The sequence below is a fragment of the Roseateles sp. P5_B10 genome (genome assembly GCF_056400485.1).
This window is the reverse complement of the sequence record NZ_JBFULE010000079.1, coordinates 1-13,596: the sequence shown is the minus strand read 5'-3', so window position 1 is coordinate 13,596 and position 13,596 is coordinate 1. Positions and strand designations below refer to the sequence as shown.

Genomic DNA, 13,596 nt, shown 5'->3' with positions numbered 1-13,596 from the left:
GGATGCAGGTCGCCGACGGCGAGGTTTCGGACAGGCCATAGCCCTCGACGATGGGGCAGCCGGTCTTCTCCAGCCACAGCTTGGCCGTGGCCTGCTGCACGGCCATGCCGCCGCCCACCGAGATGACGAGACGGCTCCAGTCCACCGTGCTGAACTCGGGGTGGTTGGCCATGGCCATGAAGAGGGTGTTGACGGCCGGGAAGCTGTGGAAGCGGTGTTGGGACAGCTCCTTGAACACGGCCGGCAAGTCACGCGGATTCGGGATCAACACGTTGGCGCCGCCCATGTGCATGGACAGCATCATGTTCGTGTTGAAACCGAAGATGTGATAAATCGGCAACGCGCAGATGGTGACAACCTGCTCGCCCTTGGGGACCTTCTTCAGCGCTGGCTGGTACCAGGCTTCGCTTTGCAGGATGTTGGCGACCAGGTTGCGGTGCAGCAGCACGGCGCCCTTGGACACGCCGGTGGTGCCGCCGGTGTACTGCAGCACGGCGATGTCGTCCGCGCCCAGCTTGGGCGCCTTGTAGGTCAGGCTGCGGCCCTTGGCGACGGCGTCGTTGAAGCGCACGGCACCGGGCAGGTCGAAGGCCGGCACCATCTTCTTCACCTTGCGCACGACGTAGTTGACGATCATGCCCTTGGCAAAGCCCAGCATGTCGCCCATGGCCGCCAGGATGACGTGCTTGGTCGGCACGTTCTTGATGACCTGCTGCAGCACCGAGGCGAAGTTCTCGATGATGACGATGGCCTTGGCGCCCGAGTCCTTGAGCTGGTGCTCCAGCTCGCGCGGCGTGTACAGCGGGTTGACGTTGACGACCACATAACCCGCCCGCAGCACGGCAGCCACGGCCACCGGGTACTGGAACAGGTTGGGCATCATCAGCGCGACGCGGTCGCCCTTCTCCAGGCCCAGGCTCTGCAGATAGGCGGCCAGCGCGCGCGAGGCCTCGTCCACCTGCGCGAAGCTCAGGCTCTTGCCCATCATCAGATAGGCGGGCTGGGCGGCATTCTTCTTGAACGAGGTGTCCAGCAGGTCAACCAGGCTGGGATAGAGCGACACATTGACGTCGCGCGGCACGGCGGCCGGGTATTGCTTCAGCCAGATCGGCTCCATGCCTTGTCTCCTTCTTTGTTGCGGCGATTCTGACCGATAGCTGACAGCGGACGGCTCAGGGGATTCGATAGCGCCCTCTAGGGGGAAACGCGTTGATGACTGATTGATCAGGCAGACGGTGGCGCCTGGAAAGCGCTACCGGTTACCTGCGGAGCGGCGGCCTCAGCCAGAGAGGCGTCAACCGCTTCGCGGTGGAAGAGGTCCAGATAGGGCTGGTAGCGCCATTGGCGGTTGCGCCCATACCCGGTGACTTCGCGCAGCCAGCCGCGCGACTCGAAGTCGGTAAGCAACTTGAGGGCGGTCGGGAAGCTGCATTGCAGCCACTGCGCGGCGCGCGGTGCCGACACGCTGGGCTGCACGAGCAGGCGGTCCAGCAAGGCCAACGCGCGGGCATTGCTCGCCACGGTGCTGCGATGGGCGTCGCGCATTTGCATGATGTCGCGGGCGGTCTGCGTGGCTGCGCGTGCCGTCTGGCTCACGCCACGCAGGAAGAATGCAACCCAAGGCTCCCAATGCCCCTGGCTGCGGATGGCTGTGAGGCGGTCGTAATACTCCGCGCGGTGGGTTTTCAGGAAGAGGGACAGATAGAGCAGAGGCCGCGCCAGCGCCCCCTCGGCGCACAGCAGCAGCGTGATGAGCAGGCGGCCGACACGGCCGTTGCCGTCCAGAAAAGGGTGGATGGTTTCGAACTGGGCATGCAGCAGGGCGCAACGCACCAGCAGGGGCAAATCGGCGCGGCTCTCGTGCATGAAGCGCTCCAACTGGCCCAACGCCGGCATCACCTCGTGCGGCGGCGGTGGGATGAAGGCGGCGGTGCGCAGGCTGCTGCCAGAGCCGCCGATCCAGTTCTGGCTGGTGCGGAATTCGCCGGGCGACTTGTCGCCGCCGCGCACGCCTTGCATCAGCTCGGCGTGGATTTCACGCAGCAGTCGCAGAGACAGCGGCAGTTCGGCCAGTCGCCCCAGGCCATGGTTCATGGCGCGGACGTAGTTGACGACCTCTTCGACGTCCTTGGGCGTGTCGGCTTCCATCGCGTCGGTCTCGAAGGCCAGCACGTCTTCGAGCGTGCTCTGGGTGCCCTCGATCTGAGACGAAAGCACCGCCTCATGCCGCACATACATCGCGACGAAGAGGTCAGGATTGGGCAGCAGCGTGGCGAGCGCGTCGAGCCGGCCCAAGTCGCGATCAGCCTGCGACAGCAGGGTCTGCAGCGATCCGTCGATCTGCAGCGGCGGGTCAGGCGGCAAGGGCGCCGGGATAAAGGCCCGATAGCCCGTGGGCTGCTGCATCCAGCGGCCGGCGCGCAGGGGTTGGTCGGCCATGCATCAGCTCCAGAACTTTGAACAAGCGGGCCGGATTGGACATCATGTTTAATATATCGGCCAGATTGTTTAATAAGCAGCCTTCTGCGGCCGTCTTATCAAAGGTCCGGCTACTCCACCGCCTTCAGCATGTCCTCGACCACCTTCTTCGCGTCGCCGAAGACCATCATGGTCTTGTCCATGTAGAAAAGTTCGTTGTCCAGGCCCGCATAGCCCGCCGCCATTGAGCGCTTGTTGACGATGATGGTCTTGGCCTTGTAGGCCTCGAGGATGGGCATGCCGTAGATGGCGCTGCCCTTCACATGGGCGGCGGGGTTCACGACGTCGTTGGCGCCCAGGATGATGGCCACGTCGACCTGGCCGAACTCGCCGTTGATGTCTTCCATTTCGAAGACCTGGTCGTAGGGCACCTCCGCCTCGGCCAGCAGCACGTTCATATGGCCCGGCATGCGGCCCGCCACCGGGTGGATGGCGTACTTGACGGTGATGCCCTTCTCGGTGAGCTTGGCGGCCAGCTCCTTCACCGCATGCTGGGCGCGCGCCACGGCCAGGCCGTAGCCCGGGACGATGACGACGCTCTCGGCGTTGCCGAGCACGAAGGCCGCGTCGTCGGCGCTGCCGCTCTTGACCGGGCGGGCCTTGCCGTCACCCACCGCGGCCGTGCCGGCCTCGCCGCCGAAGCCGCCCAGGATGACGTTGAAGAACGATCGGTTCATCGCCTTGCACATGATGTAGCTCAGGATCGCGCCCGAGCTGCCCACCAGTGAACCGGCAATGATCAGCATCGCGTTGTTCAGGCTGAAGCCGATGCCCGCCGCCGCCCAGCCGGAATAGCTGTTCAGCATGGACACGACGACCGGCATGTCGGCGCCGCCGATCGGGATGATCAGCAGCACGCCCAGCAGGAAGCCGAGAGCCACGATCAGCCCGAAGTCGATGGGCGACTGCGAATGCCAGAAGCCGAACACGAAAAAGGCCGACGCCAGGCCCAGCACCGCGTTCAACGCATGTTGGCCCTTGAACGTGACCGGCGCACCCTGGAAGAGGCGGAACTTGCTGCCGCCCGACAGCTTGCCCCAGGCGATGACGGAGCCCGTGAAGGTGATGGCGCCGATGAAGGCCCCCAGGGCCAGTTCGATGCGGTTGCCGCCCGGGATGGGCGCCAGCGTGCGCGGGGCGATGCCATCTTCCGGCGGTATGGCGGCCAGGGCCGCATCCATGGCCGGCGTGATGCCGAAGGCCGCGGGCTCGGCGACGGCGGCCACCGCGATGGCCACGGCAGCCAGGCCGATCATGCTGTGGAAGAAGGCGACCAGCTCGGGCATCTTGGTCATCTCGACCGTCTTGGCCCGCCAGGCACCGTAGCCGCCGCCGACGACCAGGCCCAGCAGCACCCACGCCAGGCCCAGACCCGAGCCGGCCAGCTTGACGATGAGGGCCGCCGTAGTGAGCACGGCGATGGCCATGCCGACCATGCCGAAGAGATTGCCGCGGATGGACGTCGTCGGGTGCGACAGGCCCTTGAGCGCCTGGATGAAGCAGACGCTGGCGATCAGGTAGAGCAACGWGACGAGATTGAGGCTCATTGCTTGGCCTCCACGTTGGTCTTCTTTTCCTTCTTCTTGAACATCTCCAGCATCCTGCGCGTGACGAGGAAGCCGCCAAAGATGTTGACCGCGGCCAGCGCCACGGCCAGCACGCCCATGCCCTTGGCAAACGGCGTCTCGGTCAGCGCCGCGGCCATCATGGCGCCGACGATGACGATGGCCGAGATCGCGTTGGTGACGGCCATCAGCGGCGTGTGCAGCGCGGGCGTCACCGTCCAGACGACGTGGTAGCCCACGTAGATGGCCAGCACGAAGATGATCAGGTTGATGATGGTGTGGTCAACGATTTCCATGGTCATGCCCTCGTGACTTGGCCGTCTTGCGTGACGCGGCAGGCCGCGACGATGTCGTCATCCAAAGGCACGTTGAAGCTGCCCTCCTTGGTGATGACGAGCTTCAGGAAGTCCAGCACGTTGCGCGCGTACAGCGCCGACGCGTCGGCCGCCACAAGGGCCGGCAGATTGGTCTCGCCGACGATGACGACGCCGTACTTGGTGACCGTCTTGCCAGCTTCCGTCAGCGGGCAGTTGCCGCCCGCGGGTGCGGCGATGTCAACGATGACCGAGCCGGGCTTCATGGCCTTGACCATGTCCTCGGTGACCAGCACGGGTGCCGCGCGGCCGGGGATCAACGCCGTCGTGACGACGATGTCGGCCGCTGCCACGCGCTTGGCGACCTCGGCCTTCTGCCGGTCCAGCCAGCTCTGCGGCATGGGCCGTGCGTAGCCGCCCACACCCTCCGCCGCTTCCTTCTCCTCGGCCGTCTCGTAGGGCACGTCGATGAATTTGCCGCCGAGGGACTCGACCTGCTCCTTCACCGAGGGCCGCACGTCGCTGGCCTCGATGACGGCGCCCAGCCGCTTGGCCGTCGCGATCGCCTGCAGCCCGGCGACGCCGACACCGAGGATGACGACGCGCGCCGCCTTCACGGTGCCGGCCGCCGTCATCAGCATCGGGAAGAAGCGCTGGTAGCGGTCCGCCGCGATCATGACGGCCTTGTAGCCGGCGATGTTGGCCTGGGACGAGAGCACGTCCATGCTCTGCGCCCGCGTCGTGCGCGGCGCGGCTTCCAGCGCAAAGCTGGTCAGGCCCGCACCGGCCATGGCCGTGAGGCCGTCGCGGTCGAAGGGGTTGAGCATGCCGACCAGGGCCGTGCCGGGTTTCATCAGCGGCAGTTCGTCGGCGCCGGGAGCGCGCACCTTCAGCACCAGTTCGCTGCCAAGGGCCGCGGCCTGGTCGACGATCTCGCAGCCCACGGCTTCGTAGGCTGCATCTGTGACGCTGGCCGCGACGCCAGCGCCTGATTCGATGCGCAGTGTGTGGCCGGCGGCCTTCAGCTTCTTGGCCGTCTCTGGCGTGACGGCCACACGGGTCTCTCCGGCCGCGCGTTCGCGCGGTACGCCGATCTGCATGGGTTCTCCTCCGGGGAACGGGGTCGCGGCAGCTTACACAATGCTTGCGCCACCCCAGTGCGGGATTTCGATTGGAGGTTTCATGACTGCCACAGACCGGTTTCGTCCCAGCGTCACTGTCGCCGCGGTGATTGCCCGCGCCGGGCGCTATCTGCTGGTTGAGGAAGAGACGCCCGAGGGTTTGATGCTGAACAACCCGGCAGGCCATCTGGAGCTGGGCGAAAGCGCCATCGAGGCCGTCGTGCGCGAGGCGCTGGAGGAAACGATGCGCGCCTTCGTGCCCGAGTCATTTCTGGGCGTCTACATGGCCCGATTCGTGCGGCCGGCGCGATTAGAGGATGTCACCTATGTGCGGCTGGCCTTCAGCGGCTCGGTCGGCGAGGAGATCGCCGGGCGCGCGCTGGACGAGGGCATACGCCGCACGCTGTGGATGAGCGAGGCCGAGCTGGCCGCCTGCGAGGACCGGCACCGCAGCCCGCTGGTGCTGCAGTGCGTGCGCGACCACGCGGCCGGGCGGCGGCTGCCGCTGGAGACGGTGTTCAATCATGTGTCGCTGCAAGCGCCGCTGCTGAAGGGCTGAGAATCCCGCGCCATGACGACCCCTGACTTCATCGAGCTCTACGACCAGGCGCTCAGTCCCGACGCCTGCCGCGCGCTCGTCGAGCGCTTCAAGGCCAGCACCCGCGTCCAGCGGGGCGAGACCGGCAGCGGCGTCGATGTCAGCATGAAGGACAGCTGGGACATCGCCATCAGCCGCCACCCCGAGTGGGCCGATGCCTGCGCCCAGCTCAACGACGCCGTCATCCAGGGCTTCAAGCACTATCTGCGCCGCTATGCCCATCTGGCGCTGGCACCGTTGAAGCTGCAGATGCAACGGCCCGATGGCAGCCAGGCCCCGCTGGATGCCGACGGCGCCGCTGCGCTGAACGACGAGCTGCTGATGGGCCTGATCGCCAAGGTCTTCCGCCCCGGCGCCATCAATCTGCAGCGCTACCAGGCCGACCAGGGCGGCTACCCCTACTGGCACTGCGAGCAATACCCCAGGCTTGACCAGGGCGAGGCGCTGCACCGCGCGGTGCTGTGGACGATCTACCTGAACGACGACTTCGCCGAGGGCGAGACGGAATTCCTCTACCAGGGCCGCAAGATCGTGCCGCGCACCGGCAGCCTGCTGATCGCGCCGGGCGGCTTCACGCACACCCATCGTGGCAACCGGCCCAAGGGCGGGGACAAGTACATCGCCACAAGCTGGGTGCTCTACCAGCGCGCTGAAAGCCTGTTTGCCCAAGGCTGAAGGAGCCTTTGGGACAATCGCCCCATGAGTTCCGCAGAAAAGAAACACCGAGCTAAACATCGAGTGGTGGTCGGCCTGTCCGGCGGCGTGGACTCGGCCGTGACCGCCCACCTGCTGAAACAGCAAGGCCATGAGGTCATCGGCATCTTCATGAAGAACTGGGAAGACGATGACGATGACGAGTACTGCTCGACACGCCAGGACTTCCTGGACGCCGCTTCGGTGGCCGACGTGCTGGGCATCGAGATCGAGCACGTCAACTTCGCCGCCGAGTACAAGGACCGCGTTTTCGAGAGCTTCCTGCGCGAGTACCAGGCCGGCCGCACGCCCAACCCGGATGTACTGTGCAATGCCGAGATCAAGTTCAAGGCGTTTCTGGACCACGCGATGCGGCTTGGTGCCGAAAAGATCGCGACCGGGCATTACGCCCGCGTTCGAGAAGTGGATGGCGAGTTCCAGCTCCTCAAGGGCCTGGATCCGCTGAAGGACCAGAGCTATTTCCTGCACCGCCTGTCGCAGGCGCAGCTCAGCAAGACGATGTTCCCGGTCGGCGACCTGCCCAAGACCGAGGTGCGGCGCATTGCCGCCGAGATCGCGTTGCCCAATGCGAAGAAGAAGGACTCGACCGGCATCTGCTTCATCGGCGAGCGGCCCTTCCGCGAGTTCCTGAACAAATACCTGTCGCACCAGCCGGGGCCCATCAAGGACGAGCGGGGCCGCAAGCTCGGCGAACACGTCGGCCTGAGCTTCTACACGCTGGGCCAGCGCCAGGGCCTGGGCATTGGCGGCGTGAAGGAAAAAGGGACGCCGCGCGGCGGTGGCGAGCACGAGCCCTGGTTCGTGGCGGCCAAGGACATTCCCAGCAACACGCTCATCGTCGTGCAAGGCCACGGCCACCCGCTGCTGCAAAGCCCGGCCCTGGTCGCTGATGACCTGAGCTGGGTCGCAGGGCGCGCGCCGTCCACCGGCGAAGCGGCGGCCAAGACGCGTTATCGCCAGGCCGATGCACCCTGCAGCGTGGGCTTCGACGCGAGCGGCCACCTGACGCTGCGCTTCCCCGACCCGCAATGGGCCGTCACGCCCGGGCAGAGCGCCGTGGTTTACGACGGCGACGTGTGCCTGGGCGGCGGCGTCATCTCGGCCGCCCTCCCGGAATGACGAAGTTCGACCGCCTGCTCGCCCGCCTGGCCGAGCCGGGCGTCGTGCTGCGCCTGGCGGCGCTGGTGGTCTGCGCGATGGAGCTGGTCAGCGCCGGCTCGGCGCTGCTGGGCGCGCGCACCGAGCCCTATGACGGCCTGGTCGCCTGGCTCTGGCGCCAGCTCGGTGGTGATGTCAACGACCGCAGCCTCGTCGTCATCTGCGTGCTGCTGCTGGTGGCCTTCGTCGCCCTGATCTTCCGGCTCGCACGCCAGGGCCAGACGGCGCTGCCGGTGAACCATCGCCTGGCTTGGCTGCTGCTTGTCGACCTGCTGGCCTTCGGCGTGACGCCGGGCCTGCCCTTCCTCGTCACGGCGCTGGGCGCCGTCGTGCTGCCGGCGCGGCTGGCGCTGGGTTTTGCGACCGCTCAGGTGGTGCTGAACACCGGCATCTACGTGTACGCATCGACGACGGCCTGGCTGGACCAGTTCGGCATGCTGTTCGCCATGCTGGCCCTGCACGGCCTGGCCTTTGGTCTCGGGCGCATGGCCGCGGCCGAGGGCGAGAAGCGCCGTTGGTTGCAGGCCGTGCTGGCAGAGCAGATGTCGGGCGAGCACCTGCTGGCCGAACAAATGCGCTACAACGAGCGCATGCAGATCGCCCGCGAGCTGCACGACCTGATGGGCCACCACCTGACGGCACTCAACCTGCAGTTGCAGCTCGGTGGCGCCCTGCTGGCGCGCGAAGACACCTCGGGCGCGGGCCAGGCGATGGGGCGCGCCGAGGGCGTGGCCGCGCAGTTGCTGGCGGACGTGCGCGAGGCCGTGTCGCAGCAGCGCAGCTCGCAGCGCATCGACCTGTCCGCCGCGCTGCAGGCCCTGGCCGAGGGCATTGCCAGCATGCGCATCGAGCTGACGCTGGACGACGCCGCCCGCGATCTCGGTCCGCGGGCAGCCCACGCGCTGCTGCGCTGCGTACAGGAAGGCGTGACCAACAGCGTGCGCCACGCCGGTGCGCGTCGMGTGCAGGTGGAGCTGCGCGGGCTAGGGGAAGGACGGGATGAGGTCACCGTCAGCATCGACGATGATGGGCGAGGCGCGCCGAACTGGCACGAGGGCCGTGCCGAGGGCTTTGGCAATGGCCTCTCGGGCATGGCCGAGCGCATGACCGAGCTGGGTGGGCAGATGTGCGTGACGCGCACCAGCCCGGGATTTCGAATCGAGTTGAGATGTCCACGATGGGTGTGATCAAGATCCTGCTGGTCGAGGACCAGCAACTGGTGCGTGAAGGCCTCAAGGGGTTGCTCGCGCTGCACGACGAGCTCAAGGTCGTCGGCGAGGCCAGCGACGGCGCCGAAGCGCTCGAATGGCTGTCCGCCGCCCCCGCCGACGACATGCCCGATGTCATCCTGTCCGACATGCGCATGCCGCGCCTGGACGGCATCGGCCTGATCCGCGCGCTGGCCGCGCGGGCCCTGCGGCTGCCGACCGTCCTGCTGACCACCTTCGACGACACGGCCGCCTTCGACGAAGCCGTGCGCGCCGGCGCCCGCGGCTTCCTGCTCAAGGCCATCAGCCCCGAGACGCTGGCCCAGGCCCTGCGCGACGTGCACGCGGGCGGCACCGCGCTGCGGCCGTCTCTCACCACACGCATGGAAGCCAAGGGTGGCGAGCGCGCCTTCACCGCGGCCGATCATCCCGATCCGCTTTCACCGAAGGAGCTGCAGGTGCTGCGCCTGGTGGCCAGCGGCCGCAGCAACACGGAGATCGCCGGCCTGCTGGGTAACAGCGAAGGCGTCATCAAGAACCACTGCTCGGCCATCTTCTCCAAGATGGGCGTGAGGGACCGCACACAGGCGGTGCTGCGCGCTATCGATCTGGGCTGGATTTAGGTCGCGTGGCGGGTGCTGCGAGATGCAGCACCCAGTAGCGCTGCAGCCGCCCCGGCCCTGTCACGCAGGCCAGGCCGAACTCCTGGAAGTCAACCGCCATCAGGTTCTCGCAATGCGCCGGGCTGGCCAGCCATTGCGCCATGGCCTCGTCCAGGGTTTCCGGCCCGCCAGCCAGGTTCTCGCCGGCCGAGCGCATCAGATAGCCTGCCTCGCGCAGCCGCGTGCGCAGCGACGTGCCTGCGGCGCCGACATGGTCGATGCGGTCGCGGGCGGCCAGTTCCTCGGCGTAGCGGCGGGCTGATTCCGCCAGCACGGGGCTGGCGCGCAGGGCTGCCACGGCGGGCCAGAGGCGCTCGCCGCAGGCCTGGGGCTGGGCGCGCAAGGCGTTCAGCACGGCCTGGACTGCAGCGGCGTCGGGCTGGCAGCTCTGCTGGGCCACGGCGGGCGCCAGGGCAGTCAGGCCCAGCAACAGAGGCAACAAGGCTCGCATGGCCGAATCCTAGTTGTTGCCAAGCGCCGACGCGGAGCCCACCATGGGGGCATGAAACCCCACCGATTGCTCGCCCCCCTGCTCGCCTGGGCCGCCCTCGCCAGCTGCGCCCAGACGCCGCCCCCAGCCCCGACCACGCCGGCCGCTTCAGCCGCGGCCGAAACCGAGTCCGTCCGGCTCGGCCGCGAGCTGCGCGCGTTGATCGGCCCTGCGGCCTGCAAGGCAGACGCGCAGTGCCGCACCATCGCCGTCGGCGCCAAGGCCTGCGGAGGTCCGGCCGGCTATCTGGCCTGGTCCAGCGAAAGCACGGACGCTCAACGTCTCGCCGAAATCGCCACTCGTCAGGCCCAGGCCCACAAGCGCGAGATTGAGGCCAGCGGCATGCTCTCCAACTGCGCGATGGTGGCCGACCCCGGTGCGGCTTGCGTGGCCGGGCGCTGCCAGCTCGCCACGCCCGCCAGCGCACGCTGAAAGTCGCGCCCACATAGAAAAAAGCCGCCGGCCTTGCGGCCTGCGGCTTTGGGAGTGGCTGTAAAGCCTGCTGCTTACTGAGCGACGCCGTCGGCCAGCTTGGCCGCCACGGTGTTGGGCTCGTTGAGCACCGGCACAACGCCGTCGGTCGACACACGCACCACGGTCGTCGTCTGGGCCACACCACCTGCATCCAGCAGCTGGAAGGCGCCGACATAGCGCTTGCCCGTGGCCAGGCCAGACCAGGTCAGGCCGACGGTGGCCGTGCTGCCGGCATAGACCTGCGAAGGCATGGCCATCCTCAGACCAGCGCCGTCACCGGCCTTGACGATCCAGCTCGACAGGGTGTGGGTCATGGCAGCACTGCCGCCGTAAGCCACCACGCAGACCTTGTAGGTGCCTGCGGCAGGTGCGAGCACCTGCACCGTCTCGTTGGAACCGTCATTGCCCGAGTACGCCGAGGTGGTGTTGTTCGGGTAGAGCAGCATCATGTCGTTGTCGTCGCCGGCGGCACCGACATCAACATCGCGCAGACCGAAGCGCGCCACCAGGGTGTTGGCCGGAACGCTGAAGCTGTAGACCTTGACGTTGGCGGTGTCGGCACCGGCCTGGCAGACGGCCTTGAGCTGGGCGCTGCTGGTGGCCTTCTGAGCCAGGGTGGCCGGCGCGGACAGCGTCACTTCCTTCATACCGCCTGCCGACGAGCCCATGCGGCCAGCGAAGCCGGTGCGGACCGTGAACAGCTTGGTGCCGGAAACCGTGGTGCCGGTGAACTCGGYCGGGGCCGAGATCGCCTTGCCCACCTTGGCCTGGATGGGCGAACGCACGGTGTGCGTGCCGTCGTTCCACACCAGCTGGCCATAGTTCCAAACACCTTCGGTGGCGGTCGTCGTGGTCAGCTTGACCGTGAAGGCGGCCGAAGCGCCCGGGGCCAGGGTCAGCGAGGACGGCGTCACGACGGTCGTGAAGCCCGGCACGCTGGCGGTGGCGTTGTAGGTGGCACTGCTGCTACCCACATTGGTAACCGTGCGCGGGAAGGTGACGGAGCCGATGACGGTACCGGCCGTCATCGTCGCCAGGTTCAGGTCGGACGTCTCGGAGAGCGTGCCGATGTTCGTGCAGTCGCTGGCCGGCACCACCGCAGCCTTGTTCACCTTGCACTGGTACTTGACCCAGTCGTTCTTGCCCGAGTTGTAGACCAGGCCGGGGTCGGTGGCGCTATTTGCCTGCACGTGGCCCGAGCCTTGCGACCAGGGCAGCAGGCCGTTGGACAGGCCGGCCAGACCGTCGTTGAGCGTTGAGTAGGCCGTGGTCATCAGCGCCGACTTGATGGCGCCGGGGCCCCAGGTCGGGTGAGCCTGCTTGAGAAGCAAGGCCAGGCCAGCCACGTGCGGGCTGGACATGGACGTGCCCTGGTAGGACGCCCATGCCGGTCCGGGTACCAGCGTGCCGGCGGCGACGGCGTCGCGGTCACCCTGGCTCAGGGCCGGGGTGACCTGGGCGATGACGTCCACGCCCGGTGCCGTCACATCGGGCTTGAGGACGTTGCTGTCACCGGCGTTCGGGCCACGCGACGAGAAGTTGGCCATGATCGGCGCCGGGGCGGTGCCGATGTAGAACTTGCTGATGCTGGCGGTCGCGCCGGCCGTCTGGGCATAGGTCTTGATCGCAGCGCCGTCGGCGGTCGTGACGTGCACGGTCGGCACCGAATGGGCCTCGGCCACCAGGCCAGCGCCGTTGTCCTGCATGATCATGCCGACGCCACCGGCGTTCAGCACGGCCAGGCTCTTGTCGACACGGGCATTGGTGCCGCGCGTGCAGACCACGATCTTGCCGGCCACCTTGGCGGGGTCCAGTTCGAGCGGGTTGCTGAAGCACAGGTTCAGGTTGGCACTGGCACCGGCAACGCCCGCATCCTCGGCGCGGATGATGAGCTGGTTGTTCACTTCTGCCAGGCTGTTCAGCGAGGCGCCGGTGTACTTGGCGGCATTGCCCAGCGTGGCGTCGCCGTTGAAGGCGCGGTCATGCGTGGATGCGGCCACCGTCGTCAGCCACGGGCTGATGTGGGCGACAGCCTGGCCGGGGCCGCTGTTGCCTGCCGAAGCAGCGACGAAGACGCCGGCGATCGAGGCGCGGTAGAAGGCTTGCTCGACGGGGTCGTTGACCGAGGTCTGCGAGCCGCTGATCGAGAAGTTGATGACGTTGACGCCATCCGCCACGGCCTTGTCGATGGCGGCCACGGAGTCGGTGGTGAAGCAGCTGTTGGTGCTGCCGGTGCCGTCGGTGGCGGCCACGTCCACATAGGTGTAGCAGACCTTGTAGGCCGCGACGCGAGCGCGCGGCGCCATGCCGGAGGCCTGACCCAGGGCGATGCCGTTGACGATGGCCGTGACATTGGAGTTGCCCGCCGCCGTGGAGGCGGTGTGGTCACCGTGGCCACCGTGGCCGGTCGCACCGCCCAGGTCATCGCGGCCCGAGGCGAACGACGTCCAGTGCGGGGTCCGGCCGGAGGCGATGAAGCCCGCGTTGAAATGCTGGATGCCGATCAGCTTGTTGTTGCAATGCTTGGCGGGGTCGATGCCCTCGCCAGCCACGCAGCCACCGGTATAGGTGGCGGGCTTGGGGCCATAGACCAGGGTGTCGGCCGGGTTGTTGCTCGGCACGCCGTTGGCATCGACACGGTCGAAGAAGGCGGGGTTCTCGGGCCAGATGCCCAGGTCGACGACGCCGATCACCAGGTTCTCGCCCTTGATGGCAGAGCCGCCGGCGGTCTGCGACCACAGGCCGCCCGGGGCGGTCAGGCCCAGGAACTTGCTGGTGGAGATGGTGTCGAGCTTGCGGGCTTCGTCCTGCCAC

Annotated in this window: 13 protein-coding genes; 6 read left to right on the top strand and 7 right to left on the bottom strand. The window is 67.5% G+C overall.

Annotated elements, in window-relative coordinates:
* The 5 genes from AC1DU6_RS08025 to AC1DU6_RS08005 all read right to left on the bottom strand — a co-directional run.
* Positions 1-1,117, bottom strand: a 1,117-nt coding sequence (locus tag AC1DU6_RS08025; protein ID WP_477856589.1) for an AMP-binding protein, incomplete at its 3' end; no start/stop codon positions are given.
* Positions 1,118-1,224: 107 nt separating this feature from the next.
* Entirely contained in the window at positions 1,225-2,439 is a 1,215-nt protein-coding gene (locus AC1DU6_RS08020) for a Fic family protein (RefSeq protein WP_457321340.1), read from the bottom strand.
* Positions 2,440-2,549: 110 nt separating this feature from the next.
* Positions 2,550-4,025 (bottom strand): NAD(P)(+) transhydrogenase (Re/Si-specific) subunit beta, encoded by a 1,476-nt coding sequence (locus tag AC1DU6_RS08015; protein WP_477856587.1) that lies wholly within the window; start codon positions 4,023-4,025, stop codon positions 2,550-2,552.
* Entirely contained in the window at positions 4,022-4,339 is a 318-nt protein-coding gene (locus tag AC1DU6_RS08010; RefSeq protein ID WP_056200508.1) for an NAD(P) transhydrogenase subunit alpha part 2, read from the bottom strand. Before AC1DU6_RS08010 ends, AC1DU6_RS08015 begins: the two co-directional genes overlap by 4 nt.
* Positions 4,340-4,341: 2 nt before the next feature.
* Positions 4,342-5,457: a Re/Si-specific NAD(P)(+) transhydrogenase subunit alpha gene (locus AC1DU6_RS08005; RefSeq protein ID WP_477856585.1), complete on the bottom strand. Its 1,116-nt coding sequence runs from the start codon at positions 5,455-5,457 to the stop codon at positions 4,342-4,344.
* Positions 5,458-5,539: 82 nt separating this feature from the next.
* Between AC1DU6_RS08005 and AC1DU6_RS08000 the strand changes: the two genes are divergently transcribed.
* The 5 genes from AC1DU6_RS08000 to AC1DU6_RS07980 are packed head-to-tail and all read left to right on the top strand — an operon-like array spanning position 5,540 to position 9,779.
* Complete coding sequence (locus tag AC1DU6_RS08000) at positions 5,540-6,037, top strand: NUDIX domain-containing protein (RefSeq protein WP_056200515.1); 498 nt, start codon at positions 5,540-5,542, stop codon at positions 6,035-6,037.
* Positions 6,038-6,049: 12 nt separating this feature from the next.
* The gene (locus AC1DU6_RS07995) at positions 6,050-6,751 is read left to right on the top strand and encodes a 2OG-Fe(II) oxygenase (protein ID WP_457321334.1); all 702 of its coding nucleotides are present in this window, start codon (positions 6,050-6,052) and stop codon (positions 6,749-6,751) included.
* A 24-nt stretch (positions 6,752-6,775) separates the two neighbouring features.
* Positions 6,776-7,909 carry a tRNA 2-thiouridine(34) synthase MnmA gene (gene mnmA / locus AC1DU6_RS07990; RefSeq protein ID WP_457321332.1) on the top strand — a complete coding sequence of 378 codons (1,134 nt, stop codon included), beginning with the start codon at positions 6,776-6,778 and terminating at the stop codon, positions 7,907-7,909.
* Positions 7,906-9,135: a sensor histidine kinase gene (locus AC1DU6_RS07985; protein ID WP_477856583.1), complete on the top strand. Its 1,230-nt coding sequence runs from the start codon at positions 7,906-7,908 to the stop codon at positions 9,133-9,135. The genes mnmA and AC1DU6_RS07985 overlap by 4 nt, the downstream gene beginning before the upstream one ends.
* Positions 9,117-9,779 (top strand): response regulator transcription factor, encoded by a 663-nt coding sequence (locus AC1DU6_RS07980; protein ID WP_200960158.1) that lies wholly within the window; start codon positions 9,117-9,119, stop codon positions 9,777-9,779. The genes AC1DU6_RS07985 and AC1DU6_RS07980 overlap by 19 nt, the downstream gene beginning before the upstream one ends.
* Here AC1DU6_RS07980 and AC1DU6_RS07975 read toward each other — a convergent pair.
* The gene (locus AC1DU6_RS07975) at positions 9,757-10,269 is read right to left on the bottom strand and encodes a CAP domain-containing protein (RefSeq protein ID WP_457321327.1); all 513 of its coding nucleotides are present in this window, start codon (positions 10,267-10,269) and stop codon (positions 9,757-9,759) included. The genes AC1DU6_RS07980 and AC1DU6_RS07975 overlap by 23 nt on opposite strands.
* Positions 10,270-10,320: 51 nt before the next feature.
* Here AC1DU6_RS07975 and AC1DU6_RS07970 point away from each other — a divergent pair, with 51 nt between their 5' ends.
* Positions 10,321-10,740 carry a hypothetical protein gene (locus AC1DU6_RS07970; RefSeq protein ID WP_056200530.1) on the top strand — a complete coding sequence of 140 codons (420 nt, stop codon included), beginning with the start codon at positions 10,321-10,323 and terminating at the stop codon, positions 10,738-10,740.
* A 74-nt stretch (positions 10,741-10,814) separates the two neighbouring features.
* Here the strand turns inward: AC1DU6_RS07970 and AC1DU6_RS07965 are convergent.
* The coding region (locus AC1DU6_RS07965) for a S8 family serine peptidase (RefSeq protein WP_477856580.1) at positions 10,815-13,596 on the bottom strand (2,782 nt) is incomplete at its 5' end.